This window comes from Paenibacillus kribbensis (assembly GCF_002240415.1).
Classification (GTDB): domain Bacteria; phylum Bacillota; class Bacilli; order Paenibacillales; family Paenibacillaceae; genus Paenibacillus; species Paenibacillus kribbensis.
Genome location: NZ_CP020028.1, coordinates 4,600,483 through 4,616,055 on the forward strand (window position 1 = coordinate 4,600,483; position 15,573 = coordinate 4,616,055).

Sequence of the window (15,573 nt, forward strand, 5' to 3'; positions counted from 1 at the left end):
AAAGTCTCTTGATCCTGCGAGCTCCGACAAGAATCAAGAGCCACGGGATAAGCAAGCAAGTCAGCAAAAGCCGAAATGGCTCAAGTGACACGTAACACCCTACCGTACATTTTCGAAAATTTCATTGAAAGTTTCTGGAAATCAAACACTGGGACCCTCATTCTCTTCCTCAAAAAGAGAGCGCTAACAATTCATTTAACCGACAATAAAATTACACTTTTGTAACTTTTTAATGACGTTTTTTTAACTAATTTTAATTATAAAAAATGATTCATATGTCCCACTCTGTGAGATCTTTCCATGCCGGTTCATCGCCTGCGACCAAAGTCACTGTTGCAAAATTGGAAGTACATGATGTATGAAAATACGACGATAAAAACAAAAAATCCAGCGACCTGAAAGGTCCCTGGATTAGATATGATTATGTGATTATTCGAACGGATACCGCAGTCCCCACTGTGCGCGAATTTGATCCATCAGCTTCATAATCCCTAGTGATTCATCCAACGAAATCGTGGAGCTTTCGAGCAAGCCTTCGTTCAGGCAGCGCCCCACTTCTTCCGCTTCAAAGGCGTATCCTGTAGAAGCACGGTCATCCTGAAAATGCTGCACCTCTTCACCATCCACATATAAAGCAGCTGATTTGCTGTTCAGGAAGGACGGAATGTGGATATAGCCCTTTGTTCCATGAATATAGGCTTCATTCGTCAGTCCAAGTCGAACCGCCCCATTCAGCATGGCCGTGCGTCCTTTGCCATAATCCAGCAGGATGGAAAATGTCTCATCAACGCCCGTTTCCCCGATATGAGCAGTACTCCATACATGCTCAGGTTCAGGACCGAAGATCATCGAAGCAAAAGAAACCGGATAAATTCCCGTATCTAATAAAGCACCTCCGCCCAGCTCAGGGTTCAAAAGCCGCCCCTCCGGGTTCCAGTCTACACGAAAACCAAATTCCGCCTTAACCAGCTTGACCTCGCCAATGCGTCCCGCAGATACCCACTCCCGCACTTGGCGAATCGGAGGCAGAAAACGTGTCCACATGGCTTCCATCAAAAATAACTTGCGCTCACGCGCAAAGCCGATCAGTTCTTCCAACTCTTTGCTATTCACGGTGAAGGGCTTCTCACACAAAACGGCTTTGCCTGCCCGAAGAGCTGTCAGAACATTTTCTGTATGAAAAGGATGAGGGGTTCCTACGTAAATAGCATCAACCTCGGAATCCTGCGCCAATTCCTCATAGCTTCCGTAAGCCCGAGCCATTTGATGCTTGGCTGCAAATTCGGTAGCGCTTTCAATAGTGCGTGATCCAACGGCATACGCTTCTCCGTTCGTAGCATGTGCCAAATCCGCCACAAACTGATCTGAGATCCATCCTGTGCCGACAATTCCCCATTTAATCTTATTGCTCATGCTTGTGTCCCTCCCAGCAATATGGTTAACGTTGACTTACACATTCTTCTTTATTCTAGCAAACGCCTGCCCTAAACAAAAGGAATTCCTGCTTGGTGACGAGTGTGATTCCCGATAAATTGTTACTCCTTAGTATAAAATCACTCAACTTCCGCAGCCAGACTTAAAACCAATTTCTCTTCCATGATATCAAACAAGCGGGTGTTTGGGTGTAAATAGTGACCAAACTGAGTTTCCACCTAAACAGTCAAGGATTCGAAACAATTTTCCAGGCGCGAAAGTTGAGTTCATACGTCCTACGCTTGAAGCTGTGTAAGAATTTGCGGGTCCTTAATCTTCTGGTCCTCAGCCAGCAGCACAATTTTGGATAAAATCTCGGCTGTTCTTGGGTCCTCATCCAGAAACGGCAGGAAAATGCGCCCGCGATGCTGGGAATGCACCGGAATGATATGCAGCGCTCCCTTCGCTTGCTTGTAGACACCACCACTTCCCAAATGCACCGCATATTCACCAAGCGTGCCATCTATACGTGCATAATTTCCATCCAGGCGTACATTGCTGATTTTCAGCAAACGCAATGATTCCTGCACAATAACACTGCGCATCTCAATGGTCGTAAGACTGGCTTCCGGATCGACGCCGCCCACATGAGCAACACTGACAACCAGATCCACATCCCGCATGACTTCGGAGAACAGGACAGGGGGAACTTCCTCCAACGGTACACTTTTATACGTTGTCCGATCAAAGAATTGCACCGTTTCCAGCGTAGGAGCCTCGGTATCCGCTGGAGAGAACCAATCCGCCATGGCATATAGGTTAGCAATCAGATTTTCGGCATAATACACCTTTTGGAGTCCATCCTCATAGCTGACCGTCCACTGGCGGCCCTTCAACAGGGATACCGTCTTATTCGGCTGTACCTGATGTCCTGCATATCGGCGGGAAATCGTTGCGCTTGCACGTTCATCCGCGTTTGGCAAGTACAGCTCACGGAACACCTGCTTGAACGGCTGACGAATCTGACGATCAAATAAGTCCTTCTGGAAGTCGCCCCAACAGCCGCTTTCGTACAGATGAAGCGGATGAGCGATAATCAGCTTGTCCTCTTCTCCCACAGTATGCTGTTCTGCAGAAGGAGCGGCCAATGCCAACGTATCCTCATTGAAATATCCGAGATGATCCCCAGCCTTGAATACCAGCGTCCGTACCAACGGAGCAAGCACAGGATTACCCAATAATCCCTTTAGCTCCTTCACCATGAAAGCCGTACCGGATTCCATAGAGCGTTCCAGCTCCTTGCGGGCTCTGCGGTACTGGTCTGCCAGATCCCCTTTAAGTTCCTTTAAGGCAGCAACATACTCATCTTTCTTAAAACGAGCCGGAATAGACTTCAGCGTCTTCCCTTTGCTGACAGCCTCAATATCTGCTGCCCCTTCTGCATCAATGACAAGTTGTATCGTTGTCCCCTCTTCCAATGCATGTGGCTCAAAATAAGACCGGAGATCTTCCAGCTTACGTGCTTCCATATCCCATACGAGCCGGGTTACATCATCGTAACCTGCATTGCGTGCCAAATTTCCGAGCGCAATCCGCGAGACCAGAGCTTCACTGGCCTTCCGCTGTGCTCCGAATTTTTTGCTTTGCTCGAGAAACCGTTGAATAAAGTCATAACGTTCCCGTATATCTGATTCAGGAGGCCCTGCAAGTGGAATCAAACTATAGGTCAGCAAATGATCCTTATTCCGCTTATCTTCCACGGATTGTTTTATTTCATCCAGCTTCAGCTTGCCCAGCGTCGCATCCGCAAACAATTGGGATCGGCGGTGATTGGCTCCAGCCGAAATATATTTGGCACAATCGTACAGCAGATCAAATCGTTCTTCGCCCAACGTCTCATAGGCTTCATGAAACCAGTGAATATCGAAGGCACCGTCATTAAAATCCTGTGGAGCAATCGGTGAATAATGGGCTACAATCGTTTCCTTCTCAGCCGAAAAACCTTCATTGATATGCGCATGGAAGTACCATGCCGCACTGCGAAGCCCTTGCCACCCAAGATAACTGGCTACAATTTCAATCCACTGCGGGGCATACATCGCCGCCTCCAGCAGACGTTTATCCGTAATTTTAGCGTTTTTCAGCTTTTCCTTGAGCAGCACGGCATCTTCGCCTTCACTCGGATAACACGCCTTGAGCAAGTGGCTGAATGATTCTTTTTTGGTAATACGATCGCCATAGCCGTACACATAACCACGGACGAACGTTTCCTTGTCAAGACCTTCCAGAATGCGGACAAAATAGTCCATGCCTTCTATCCGTCTCAAGCCCATGACCTTTGGCGTAACCTCAGTAGGCAAGTCCCCCCGAGCCAATTCAACCTCCAGCATCCGATCAATAACTGTACGTCGTATTTCTACAAATTCTGGCGAGCTGGTAATCCATGTATTACGGGCATTCGTTAAGGTACTCATATGACTCCGGCTATCACTGCCAGCCAGCAGCTCCCGATATACTTCCCCTACACCAATCAATCTGTTGCCATATGCCTTGAAATAATCTTCCAGATCCAGTGGCGAATAAAAGCGGTTTTCCGCTCTTGGCAATTCTGCGTAGTTCACAAAGGTATGGAAAAAACGCTTAAAGGACTCGCCATCATAGACCCGCCCCTTCTCCAGTGCCACCCACGGACCGGACAATAGGTGAAACATTCCCATATCCTCAGCAGGTCTGTCCTTGGGCATGGCCTGCATTAGTGAATTTAAAGCAAGGTCGATTACGTCAAATGTTTCCTCGCCGGATGTATCCATGAAATAAGCATTAATCAGTGTGCTTACCTGATCGGAATAGGTCAGCTCTGCCAGCCACTTCTGAACCTCGTTAATCCGATCCACAGGATACATTTGCTCGGCGAAGTCTTTGCGCCACCCTTCCAGCAGCTTGTGTTTGCTTCGTTCCGAATAGTCCATGTTATAAGAGAAATACCGATAGTAGCGATCCAGCGTTTGATCCATAGGCTCCAAACGGTCATAAAAAACAAGCTCCAGCAGTTCACGCGCTTCCACGCCGCTTTCCTGCAAATAACGGTCCCACTCCTCGTAAAGAGGATATAAAGACAGCCTGGAAGCTACTTCTTCGTCGACCTGAACCAGCCGCAGAGGACGAAGGTTTGTCCCAATAAGCAACGTATCTTTGTAGCCCGAATAATATTCCGCAGTATATTCCACATCACGATGATGGTGGACAAGCTCATCCAGTCCACTCAAGAACTGCTTGAGCTTATCCAAGGGGCATACAAAAACATCGGCTAATCGAAAATCTCCAAGATCAGCTTTCTCTTCCAGCCAAGCTTCTCTGGCATTCGGATCGTACAAACCAAAGCCGTTTGCTCCTGTATAAGCATCATCCTGCCCCAGCTTGGACAGCAGTTGCTCCTCCTTGGCTGTCGGTTGCTGGATGATATCCGCCAAAGCTCGCAGGCTTTCATATTGTTCTGCACACTCGGGGTCTGCATAGATCTTCGTCAGTATTTCTAGTCCACCCAATCGTTGCAGCTCCGCCTTGGCCCGAAGCAACCGTTCCAGCGAGCCAGCCAAAGGCTCTTGCGGCTGTGAGAGCAGCACACCAATGACACTTTGCCGCAGAGAGCCTGTCTTAAGCTTTAATAAAGCCTCCATTTGCTGCATTTCTGCTTCCGTCAGCGTCAGCTTGCGTGCCTTGGCAACAGCGAACTCACGGATACTCATGCTTTTGTCGGACAGGCTAGAAAATATAAAATCACGTTGCACCTTGTCATCAGGTTTTTGCACAAAATGATTTAACAGCTCACCACGCAGGTTAGGGCTAATCTGATCCTTCAAGGCTATGATTTCCCCAATCCAGGCCGCGTCCATATCATAGCCAGCGAGATACAGCATTTTTTGAATTGGAGCATCCGAACGGTGATAGACGTTTACAAAATCCAGCACCTTGGAAGGCTCGGTGGACTCCCCTTTTTTCATATGTACAAACAGGTCATGAAGTCGCTCAAAATCCTTGCGCCGCTCCTCTTTACTGTCCAGCAAAGGAGTATGCGCTACCTTAACAATCCGATCCGCGACCGTCCCGCCTTCTACCCATTCATAAAAATAATTGCTTGTATAGTTCGTCAGTATCCAATATTGAAGCTCCGGGTCCGTCTGGTCCAGATACTCTCTGGCAACTCCGAGACGTACATCCTTGTTCTCACTGTTAGACAGCACATAAAGCGCTACGATTTTCTGGTAAGGTGCCCCCTGCTCCATAAGTTTTCGGACCTGCCCATACAAGTCACGCTCCTCATGTACTGCCGTTGCCCACAGACTCATATACACTTCATTGGCATTTGCGCTGGTCAACCACTCTTGGCGCAGTTCGCTGCGGGTCAAGGCTTCATACGCCTGCTCGATCAATTGGCGAACTACCCGCTGATTGGCAGATTCCAGTCCCATGCCCGTCCATACCGCAAGCGCCCGGACTACTGAGCTGTAACGAATAAAGCCTTGGTCTATAATCAACTTCAACAGATATATAAGAGCCTCTAGGGTTCCTTCATCCATTTGTTCCACAATGCTTTGGCGCAGCCCCTCCTGTAGCTTGGCCGCTGTCAGCAGCTCGCCAATCATGTGATAATTCCCTTCCTGATGGCTCAGGAGCATGCCTTTAATCATATTGCGCGTAAGCAACGCCACCTGATTGTCACCATAAATAATACCTTTTAATGCCTCAAGCACCTGTGAATTGCCGTTATCCAGCTCATAGGCTATCCAATCACTAATCGTCTCCTGAATCCGGTAATCCCTGCCTTGTTCATAGTCCTTTTTCGTTAAATAATCCATGATGGAGAAACCGATCCAGTCCATTCGGATCAACTGCACCATTCTTTTATAAATCCGGGAAGTATGAGCCGTAATATCCGAAGTGCGAAACGGTTTGCGCTCATACCCTGTACTGTACGGATATTCAGTCACATGCTCCGTTAGATGTGCGAACACATCACCTGCTGTGTGCCCAATCAGCCGACGCAACACCTCTGTCAATGGCTTGAACAGCGGTTCTCCGCTTTCTGCCGCCTGTGCTTTCAATATTCTCTGACATTCATTAAAAGCCTTCTCATCCTCGTGTATGTAATGAAGCTGACCCAGTTCTACAACATACCGTGCCAACTCCTGTTGTTGTCCATCCAGTTGCGCCGCGCGCTCCTTCAGTATGGTGAAATATTCCTGCTCATTTTTCTCCTGATGCATATTTCATTTCCCCCTCTACCATAGGCCTCCGGCCAGCATTATAAGCCTTATAAATACGATCTCGTCTCCATCCTTCAGCAACAAAGGAACGTCTGGTTCAGCAGCTTCCTCGTCACGTACAAAAACCCTGTACAAGCCATCTTCAAAAGCCTGCATTGCAGTGTCTACAGCATCCTTAATATCAGGTATAGCGTCATTATAAATGGAACCAAATCCGACCTTGCCTGTCTCGCCTTGCATCTGAATTTCCTCCCCTGTAAGGAAAGGAATCAGCGCTACGCTATCCTGCTTTTCCTGCAGTCTTTGGATATTCAGGGCAACGGTTGCGGCAATCAATTCTCGTAATGTTTGTGGAACAGGACTCAGCTCCATCTCTTGTCGTGCGAGTGCTGGCTTGCGTTTTCCCAAACTTTTTACAGTTACAACCAGCTTCATAGCGTTCCCCTTCCTTCTTACTTCCACTTTTGATCTGTTGTCAGCTGAATTTTTTGCCTATATACAAAACATTGTTAACGAAAATGAAAACGAATGTTTGTTCGTATATTTATTTTAATATGCTCACAAGCATTACTCCATCACCCTTAATGACCAAAATTTATAGCAGTATCGTACGCCAAAACCTTAAAAACCAAGACTTTATACCCTGTTTTCACTAAAAAATATCCATATAAAGGTTAGAAAAGAAAAAGACCTGCACCAGTAATTTCATCTGCTCGTCACAGACTTCATTACCTTATACAGGTCACATTTCACCATAAAACGATGTTTCACAATACATATGTTTTAAAATGCAGGAACAACGCTTTCCTTGAAATTATCCTCAAAAAATTTGCGGACCTCTGGTCCGGTCATACGTTTCGCCAGCTTTTGAATTGCATCCGAATCCGCGTTATCCTTGCGTGCTACCAGATTAATGGCGAAGTGACCATCATCCTTTTCTGTAATCAGCGCGTCCTTCTTCGGCGTCAGACCCAGCGGCTTGGCATAGGCAGGGTACATGGCAGCCAAGTCCACATCATCCAGTGACCGCGCCAGCATCAACAGATCCACTTCTTTAAACACAAATTTTTTCTTGTTCTCAATAATATCGGCCTGTGTAGCATTATAGCCTACACCTGCTTTAAGCTTGATCAGACCGTTTTGCTCCATCATAACTAGAGAACGTCCGGTATTAGCCGGGTCATTGGCAATAGCAATGGTCGCGCCTTCGGGCAGGTCTTTAATGTTCTTGTATTTTTTGGAATACGCGCCGTAGATGGCGTTGTAAATCGGTTTTACCGCTACCAGATCGGCCTTATTGCTTTCATTATATTGCTGCATATAAGGAGCATGCTGGAAAAAGTTAGCATCCACTTCGTGGCTTGCCAAGGCGTTGTTGGGTTGGATATTGTCTGACAGCACGACGATTTCCAGATTGACTCCGTCCTGCTTGAGCAACGGTTTCACGATATCCAGCACATCCGTCATCGGCGGGATCAGTGTTGCTACTTTCAGGGTCACTTCTTTTTGGGAAGCCGCTTCTTTCGTTGGTGTTTCTTGCGATGCCTGCTTTTGACCGCCGCATCCGGCAACCAACAGCATAACGACAGCCAATAGTGTGATTAATTTCAGGTTTGTTTTCATATTGTTTTTGCGACTCATTCGATGAGGAACCTCCAAGTAAATTGTGATTGGGAAGATAAAAAGTGAGTTACAGAGGGGACCGCAGCCGCTCCGCGAATGATTTGATCTTACGATCGCTGTTGAAATGGGATTCTCTCTGATTTATAAAGTAATTTATAGGTTAGAATCCCATTTCAAAGGCGAACGCTAACGCTTCTCCAGATTCAAATCCTTCTCTCCGCTTTTGAGCCACTGTAAAGTCATTCTTATTTCCCATAGTGGGTGGTGCAAGTGTGCCTACAATCTATTGGTACTCAAGGATAACATTCCCCAGTTTCCTTTTTTGCCATAGACTGCAATGGCGCTTGATGCTCAATAAAGGATGATAAGTCATAGCTGGCTACGACTTATCATCACCGCTTGTCGATCCGGCGGGATATGGTGCTTCCGGTGAACTGGATGGCTTGTACGAAAATGATCATGACAACGATGGTGAACGCCATCAAGCCTGTTTCGAACCGCTGGTAACCGTAGCGGATGGCAAAATCACCAACCCCGCCGCCGCCCACAATGCCCATCACCGTGGAGTAGGAGATGAAGCTGATGGTCGACGTGGTCAACCCCAGTACAAGCCCGGAACGGGCTTCCACGTATAAAAAATTGAAGACAAGCTGAAGGGTAGACGCGCCCATTGAAGTAGCGGCTTCAATCACACCCTTGGGCACCTCCAGCAGCGATTGCTCTACCAGCCTTGAATAATAGGCAATGGCAACTACGGACAAGGGAACCGTAGCAGCCATCGTACCCAGCGCCGTCCCCACAACCAGACGTGTAAATGGGATCATAAATACGACGAGCAGCAAAAACGGGAACGAGCGGATGACATTGACCAGACTATTCAGTATGGTGAACAACAGCCGATTTTCATATTTTTGCCCTTTGCCGCACAAATACAAAATCGTTCCTGCCGGAAGCCCCAGCAGAACAGCCGCTGCGATGGAAATCCCCACCATGATAAACGTCTCTCCGATGGCTTTCCATATCTCTGACTGATACTGTGCAATGATGCTCAGCATGTCATTCATCAACTTCACCTGCTTTCACGGTTGAGCCGACCGCAGGGCCAGCCACCCGCTTCGTTGAAAGCAAATGTCCGTCCCGCATCTCTGATACACGGGTACAAATGCTGCGCACCACGTCCATATCGTGCGTTACGATCACAATGGTAACCCCCAGCTCTCGGTTAATCTCCCGCAGCACGCCAAGGATATCCGCAGTCGTCTGCGGATCAAGCGCCGAGGTCGGCTCATCACAAAGCAGCACCGCAGGTCGATTGGCCAGTGCTCTGGCAATCGCCACACGCTGCTTTTGACCTCCGCTCAGCTGTGCTGGATACTGCTCTGCCTTATCAGCTAGGCCTACGAATTGCAGGCATTCACGCACGCGTTCCGCTCTCTCTTTTTTCGGGACGCCCGCCAGCTCCAGCGGCATTGCCACATTTCCACTAACCGTTCGATTGTGAACGAGATGATAATGTTGAAAAATCATCCCGATGGATCGCCGCGATTCACGGAGACGTTTTTCCGGCATGCGAGTCAGCTCTTCCCCATTCACAATCACGTTCCCCTCATCCGGCCGCTCCAATACATTCATCAGCCGGAGCAACGTGGACTTACCGGCACCGCTGGCACCTATGATACCGTGGATTTCCCCTTCCTCCACTTGAAGGGACACGGATTGAACCGCATGAAATGGGCCGCTTGAGGTGATATAATGCTTGCTTACCTGATGCAGCGTAATCATGAAACCGGCCTCCTGATGTTCCTTTTCTCAGGGAAAATGCAATAAGCTCGCCAGCCCAGTCAGGTCTGTACGAGCGGTCAATTCCCATTGCATTAATATAACACAGAGCAGAAAGCGGGCATAGCCTTTTGGCAGTAGATTAGCGCACATCCCACACTTCTACATAAGGAAAGCGGATACCTAACTCCCAGGCCAGCGTAAGCATCACCACAAAATAGCAAATAAACATAATATCTACAGCCGAATAACGGATCACATAATAATACGTGCGCCTGGTTTCGTTCACAAAGCCCTTGGCCTCCATGGCGACAGCGATACGCTGTGCCCGCCGGATGCTCTGAGCGAGCAGGGGAATCGCATATCTGCGAAGCGTGGCATACATATTCCATTTGGACACATGCTGCCGCGAGCCTCGAATGCGATGGGCATGCCTCAATGTCTGGAATTCCTCCAGCATAATCGGCATCAGCCGCATGGCTGCCAAAAAGCTGTACGCATACTTCGGAGGAAGTCTCCATTGCTGCATCAGCGAATAAAAAAGATTCACCGGGCGAGTCGTCAAACCAAATAGCAGCCCTGCTGCCGCCATACTCAGCGCACGAAAGCCCAAATGCATACCCCGATAAAAGCTTTCCTGCGTAATATGGATCAGGCCCCATGTCCACCAGGTCGTTACCCCTTTACCAAACAGCATCATGCCTGTTGAAGTCGAAATAAACACCAGTATAAAAGGAGAACCATACAGCAGCAGTCGCTTCCACGGGTGCCCCGACCAGACGAGCAGCAGCAGCATAGCACACGCTGCATTCAACATGACGTTCGGATTATGAATGACAATCACGACCACGAACAGCAAGAAAAACATCACGAGCTTTAGCCCCGGATTAACACGATGCAGCCAGGTTTCACGATGGGGAAAAGACAGGTTCATGCCGCAGCTCTCCCTTCTGCACCCGCCATGTACCTGTACAGTACCGACGAACGATTTCCGGGTCATGTGTGACCATCACTATGGCTGTACCTGCCGCTCTAAGCTCCTCCAGCATGTCCAGAATAACAAAGGTATTGCGCGCATCCTGCCCAAAGGTCGGCTCATCCAGCAACAGCACGGCTGGCTCACGGATCATAGCCGTGGCAATACTCAGCCGTCTCTTTTGTCCGAGTGAAAGCTGATACGGATGACGTTCATCCAGCCGTTCCAGTCCGAACTGTACCAGTATTCGATCAACCCGTTCCCGGCGCTGTTCAGCCGTAAACAAGCTTTTGGGTAACGAATACTCCAATTCCTTGCGTACGGTATGCGCTACAAATTGCAGCTCGGGATTTTGGAACACAAACGCAATACGCTCTGCCAGCTCTTCCGTACCGCCAGCCTCTACTCCGTCCACATGATAACGCCCCTGTGTGTGAAGCAAACGCATCATGGAAAGCAGCAGCGAGCTTTTACCCGCCCCGTTTTCACCGACTACGCCAATCCAGTCACCCGGCTTCACCCGTGCCTGCTCCACCTGAATAACCGGATTTGATCCGCGAAGACCGCAGAAACGTTCCAGCTCCAGCAAAGCAGATTCAGCCGCCGAGACGGCCGAGACGGAGGGTCTATCGACATTACCCGCCCCATTTTGCTGCATTACTTGCTCTCTCCAACGCGGCGAGGAAGCTTCATCCCATACCCCCGGATACCATACACCGTAATCGGACAAGGCCTGCCGATGCACATGAAATACTTCTTCCGCGTCCCCGTTCGCAATGATCTCTCCTTGAGCAGAAAGCACTACAATCCGATCCACATCATGGACAATTTCATTCACTTTATGCTCTACGATCACCAGCGTCTGGTCTTCCAAAATGTGGCGAATCGCATCCCACACCTGTGCGGTGCCTTCTTCGTCCAGCAGAGCCGTGGGTTCATCCAGAAAAAGCACCTCCGGCTCCATCGCCAGCACAGATGCAATAGCCAGACGCTGCTTCATTCCCTGTGACATGCTGCCAATAGGCATGTGTACATCATCTAGCGAAAGTCCGACCTGCTTGAGCAGCTTGCGAATACGGGACGGCATTTGCTCCCGCGGAACCTGATTATTTTCCAGCACAAAAGCCAGTTCCTCATCTGCATATGACATGCAAAACTGCGTATCCGGGTCTTGAAATACGATACCGGAAAGAGCCGGGATTACGGCAGCATCGCATTTCATAGGTACTTCTATCGTACGTGGAATCAGACCGCTCAGCACCTGAAGCAGCGTTGATTTTCCGCATCCGCTTGGCCCAAGCAGCAGTAGCTTTTCCCCTTTACGGACGGATAAAGACATATTATGAAAAAGCAGCTTCTGCTCACCGGGAAATTTCAAACGAAGACGGGTGATCGATGCCACCACATCCTCGGCTGCCCGACTCATTAATCCAGCCCCTTGTAATCCTGCTGCGTTGCAGGTCTCAAGGTTCGTGTGACCCCGGTTACCTCCAGTGCCTTGGCCAGATAGAATGCGAATATCCCGGCAATCACAATGCTGCCTAGCATACGGAATCCAATATACAAAACATAGTTCCAGGTCGAAAGCTGATCAATATACCCGTAGCTGAAGTCCAAAATCAGAGAGGCAACAGCCGCTCCAACAGCAGCCAGTGATGTGACCCACAGGTTGGCGTTCCGGTACAGGAAAACCGCGAAGAACAGCTCCGCTCCCAAGCCTTGCAGCAAACCATAGTACAAGGTGGACATACCCCATTCACTGCCCAGAAAAGCACTGACCGTGGCCGCAGCCACCTCTGCCAAAATCGCAACCCCCGGCTTGCGAATGATGAGATAAGCGAACGTGCCTGCCATAAACCACATGCCATACATCAGTTGTTCAGCGTGCAGACCGAATGGCTTCATCAAATCATAGGCAGGCCCCCATATTTTATAGACCAGCCCGAACACAACGGATATCACAATCGTGACCAAAATATCTGTCAGCTTCAACCCTTTGGACGCTCTTACATTCGTATTCATTGATGATATGCTCCCCTTTTTCCTTAAAATAGGCCTCTTGGCCAATAAAAAAAGCCTGTCCGGAGCCGAATCTCCAGGCAAGCTTTATGCGCAGTACTAAGGTGATCACCATACAAATCATCATTTGTCGATATATCTCATATAACCGTAGCCTAAGCCGTTCTACTAAAATCAACCAAAGTCAGGGGCAGAACAAAATGCTCCATAGTCGTCCGCAGCATTTTACAGACCCACAGATCCTTAGCTTGTTATATGATATGAGTCCATCGACAAACCACAAAACAGGCGGTATTCCTGTTACTTGTATAGTGTTCCAGGTTTCTCTACGCTGGCATTACCCAGATCAGATTTCACGGTCGGCGGCAGGGGCCACCCTCTCAGCCTGACTTTCTCAAGCTCCCGACAATGCTTTCTTAATTCACTATAATGTACACCACATCTATGGCTTTGACAATCCTATAATCCGAAAAAGCGTTTGGCCGTCTCCGTGGTCGCAATTTCGATCTCCCTCATGCTCCGACCTGTGCATTCGGCAACCGTAGCAGCAATGTGAGCGAGATACATGGGCTCATTACGGCCATCTTTTGGCTTCACGGGCAGATTACGCGGGGTCAGAAATGGAGCATCCGTTTCAATCATCAAACGGTCCAGCGGAATATCCCTGACCAGTTCACGCAGATGCTTGCCGCGCCGTTCGTCACAGATCCAGCCTGTAATACCAATATACAGATCCATTTCTATATAATTATGCAATTCCTGTGCAGTTCCAGTAAAGCAATGCACCACTGCCTTATCCACCACCCCCTGATGCTCCCGCAGCATAGCGACAAAGTCCTCATGCGCATCCCGTTCATGCAGAAATAACGGCATATTCAGCTCACCTGCCAGTTGGATTTGCTCCCCAAACCATCGACGCTGCACATCACGTGGAGAAAAATCACGGTTATAGTCCAGTCCGCATTCCCCTATGGATACGACCTGCGGCTGACCCGCGAGCTGGCGGAGCTGCTGAATCGTATCTGCGCTGCAGTTTTTGGCATCATGAGGATGCAAGCCAGCCGTCGTGTACAGCTTGCCTGGATAACGCGCTGCATACTGAGAAGCATCTCGGCTACTGCGGACACTTGTCCCAGTAATAATCAGCGGCGTAATCCCTTCGGCTGACGCTCTCTCTACCACCTGCTCCCGATCCGCATGAAACGAACGGTGCATCAAATTCACACCAATATCAATCAATGGTGTACCCATACCCATCTAACTCCCTCCTTTGTTTCCGTACGATCATATAAATTATAAGGATTCTTGGCGAGCAAATGGGAAATCATTCCTGCATCTGCTCCTGTTGCTTTTAGCGTGATATGCATGCACTTCTTCTCCTCTCCGACCTATGCTTCCCATACTTCCTTCACCGCAGCGCGGAACAAATCATCCAGTTGTTGATCACGTCCACCCTCCATATACTGTAGCAAAGGCGCCGTCTGTTCGAAATAAGCAATTTGCTGTCGTATAAAGTCATTCACCACCGAAAGCTGTGGCTCAATATCGAGCTCCTCGCCCGCTTTTTTACGTTCCAGCAAATGCCCGATGACTTGATAAAGCTCTGTATCTGGCGGAATGAATGCCTCCAGCAGCGTTTTAAATTCCAGCGGGGGCATGCTATTATGCCGCTCAATCCAACCGCAGGCCAGCAGCGGGCGCAGCACATAAAAATACTTTTTGATCTTCACCTGTTCTCCCTGCAAATAATCCCGGTAATTCCCTTTGGCCATATTCAGATAGTGATACATGCAGGACTTCCGGGAAAAGGTTAACGGCGATATAGCGCGAATCTGCTCAGCGACTGAATATTGTTCCAGATAGGGAATCGGAGATTGCAGCCATTCCAGCAAAGGCGGATTGGACTTGCGAAACAAATTGAGCGCCTTTTTCAAATCCCAGCCGTTCATATCCAGCAAATCACTGATCGGCCGCTCAATCACATCACGCTTGTCAAAAATGGACAAATACCATTCCAGCGGCCTTACATAGATAAAACGCACATCATAGTCACTGTCCTGTGAAGGAAATCCCCATGCCCGACTGCCTGATTCACAGGCATATACAATACGCACCTGCTCCTCCTGCTCCAAGGCTCGCAGCTCACGCAAAATCTTTTCGCGCATGTCCGGCTTGATTAAATCGTGCTTATGCTCCATATCGGTCATGCTATTACCTCCCAATCATTCACAGTATTTCCCGAAGCTGTTCCCGGATGGATGCTTGTGTTCCATGCCTTGAGTACATGAAGCGCTGCATACCGATTGGAGATCACGGGACTCCAAAGTCCGGCAGCAACCAGTTGTTGTCCTACTTCTGTCTCCAGCAATCCAAACAGCACCCTTGTATCCCTATGATCCTTGATTTTGGAAGTCGTGAACATGGTGTAAGTATTACAAACATGAATAAATTCCCTTTTTCATGCATTCCTTCCCTGTTAAAATAAAGAGATACATCCTT

The 15,573-nt window shown here is 48.7% G+C and carries 13 protein-coding genes; all 13 read right to left on the reverse strand.

All coding sequences use genetic code 11. The features are described from left to right. Nucleotides 1-429: 429 nt before the first annotated feature. The gene (locus B4V02_RS20485) at nt 430-1,413 is read right to left on the reverse strand and encodes a Gfo/Idh/MocA family protein (RefSeq protein ID WP_094156185.1); all 984 of its coding nucleotides are present in this window, start codon (nt 1,411-1,413) and stop codon (nt 430-432) included. A 296-nt stretch (nt 1,414-1,709) separates the two neighbouring features. After that, nucleotides 1,710-6,677 (reverse strand): DUF4132 domain-containing protein, encoded by a 4,968-nt coding sequence (locus B4V02_RS20490; protein WP_094156186.1) that lies wholly within the window; start codon nt 6,675-6,677, stop codon nt 1,710-1,712. Between the two features lie 15 nt (nt 6,678-6,692). Then, the gene (locus B4V02_RS20495; RefSeq protein WP_094156187.1) at nt 6,693-7,112 is read right to left on the reverse strand and encodes a hypothetical protein; all 420 of its coding nucleotides are present in this window, start codon (nt 7,110-7,112) and stop codon (nt 6,693-6,695) included. 348 nt (nt 7,113-7,460) lie between these two features. Next, nucleotides 7,461-8,318: a MetQ/NlpA family ABC transporter substrate-binding protein gene (locus tag B4V02_RS20500; protein ID WP_094156188.1), complete on the reverse strand. Its 858-nt coding sequence runs from the start codon at nt 8,316-8,318 to the stop codon at nt 7,461-7,463. Nucleotides 8,319-8,692: 374 nt separating this feature from the next. After that, complete coding sequence (locus tag B4V02_RS20505; RefSeq protein ID WP_094156189.1) at nt 8,693-9,364, reverse strand: methionine ABC transporter permease; 672 nt, start codon at nt 9,362-9,364, stop codon at nt 8,693-8,695. Continuing rightward, complete coding sequence (locus B4V02_RS20510) at nt 9,357-10,082, reverse strand: methionine ABC transporter ATP-binding protein (RefSeq protein ID WP_094156190.1); 726 nt, start codon at nt 10,080-10,082, stop codon at nt 9,357-9,359. Before B4V02_RS20510 ends, B4V02_RS20505 begins: the two co-directional genes overlap by 8 nt. Before the next feature lie 139 nt (nt 10,083-10,221). Continuing rightward, nucleotides 10,222-11,013 (reverse strand): energy-coupling factor transporter transmembrane component T family protein, encoded by a 792-nt coding sequence (locus B4V02_RS20515; RefSeq protein WP_094156191.1) that lies wholly within the window; start codon nt 11,011-11,013, stop codon nt 10,222-10,224. Next, on the reverse strand, nt 10,988-12,481 hold the full coding sequence (locus B4V02_RS20520) for an ABC transporter ATP-binding protein (RefSeq protein ID WP_094156192.1): 1,494 nt from the start codon (nt 12,479-12,481) through the stop codon (nt 10,988-10,990). Before B4V02_RS20520 ends, B4V02_RS20515 begins: the two co-directional genes overlap by 26 nt. Then, the gene (locus tag B4V02_RS20525) at nt 12,481-13,077 is read right to left on the reverse strand and encodes an ECF transporter S component (RefSeq protein WP_007428950.1); all 597 of its coding nucleotides are present in this window, start codon (nt 13,075-13,077) and stop codon (nt 12,481-12,483) included. Before B4V02_RS20525 ends, B4V02_RS20520 begins: the two co-directional genes overlap by 1 nt. A 456-nt stretch (nt 13,078-13,533) precedes the next feature. Then, complete coding sequence (locus tag B4V02_RS20530; RefSeq protein ID WP_094156193.1) at nt 13,534-14,331, reverse strand: TatD family hydrolase; 798 nt, start codon at nt 14,329-14,331, stop codon at nt 13,534-13,536. Continuing rightward, nucleotides 14,310-14,441 carry a hypothetical protein gene (locus B4V02_RS27030; RefSeq protein ID WP_279628242.1) on the reverse strand — a complete coding sequence of 44 codons (132 nt, stop codon included), beginning with the start codon at nt 14,439-14,441 and terminating at the stop codon, nt 14,310-14,312. The genes B4V02_RS20530 and B4V02_RS27030 overlap by 22 nt, the downstream gene beginning before the upstream one ends. Nucleotides 14,442-14,462: 21 nt before the next feature. After that, entirely contained in the window at nt 14,463-15,281 is an 819-nt protein-coding gene (locus tag B4V02_RS20535) for a nucleotidyltransferase domain-containing protein (protein WP_094156194.1), read from the reverse strand. Continuing rightward, on the reverse strand, nt 15,278-15,442 hold the full coding sequence (locus B4V02_RS20540; RefSeq protein WP_167383729.1) for a hypothetical protein: 165 nt from the start codon (nt 15,440-15,442) through the stop codon (nt 15,278-15,280). Before B4V02_RS20540 ends, B4V02_RS20535 begins: the two co-directional genes overlap by 4 nt. Between the last annotated feature and the right edge of the window lie 131 nt (nt 15,443-15,573).

Coding starts and splice junctions, on each gene's coding strand:
- B4V02_RS20485 (WP_094156185.1), bottom strand. CDS start 1,413: ATGAGCAATAAGATTAAATGGGGAATTGTCGGCACAGGATGGATCTCA.
- B4V02_RS20490 (WP_094156186.1), bottom strand. CDS start 6,677: ATGCATCAGGAGAAAAATGAGCAGGAATATTTCACCATACTGAAGGAG.
- B4V02_RS20495 (WP_094156187.1), bottom strand. CDS start 7,112: ATGAAGCTGGTTGTAACTGTAAAAAGTTTGGGAAAACGCAAGCCAGCA.
- B4V02_RS20500 (WP_094156188.1), bottom strand. CDS start 8,318: ATGAGTCGCAAAAACAATATGAAAACAAACCTGAAATTAATCACACTA.
- B4V02_RS20505 (WP_094156189.1), bottom strand. CDS start 9,364: ATGAATGACATGCTGAGCATCATTGCACAGTATCAGTCAGAGATATGG.
- B4V02_RS20510 (WP_094156190.1), bottom strand. CDS start 10,082: ATGATTACGCTGCATCAGGTAAGCAAGCATTATATCACCTCAAGCGGC.
- B4V02_RS20515 (WP_094156191.1), bottom strand. CDS start 11,013: ATGAACCTGTCTTTTCCCCATCGTGAAACCTGGCTGCATCGTGTTAAT.
- B4V02_RS20520 (WP_094156192.1), bottom strand. CDS start 12,481: ATGAGTCGGGCAGCCGAGGATGTGGTGGCATCGATCACCCGTCTTCGT.
- B4V02_RS20525 (WP_007428950.1), bottom strand. CDS start 13,077: ATGAATACGAATGTAAGAGCGTCCAAAGGGTTGAAGCTGACAGATATT.
- B4V02_RS20530 (WP_094156193.1), bottom strand. CDS start 14,331: ATGGGTATGGGTACACCATTGATTGATATTGGTGTGAATTTGATGCAC.
- B4V02_RS27030 (WP_279628242.1), bottom strand. CDS start 14,441: ATGCATATCACGCTAAAAGCAACAGGAGCAGATGCAGGAATGATTTCC.
- B4V02_RS20535 (WP_094156194.1), bottom strand. CDS start 15,281: ATGACCGATATGGAGCATAAGCACGATTTAATCAAGCCGGACATGCGC.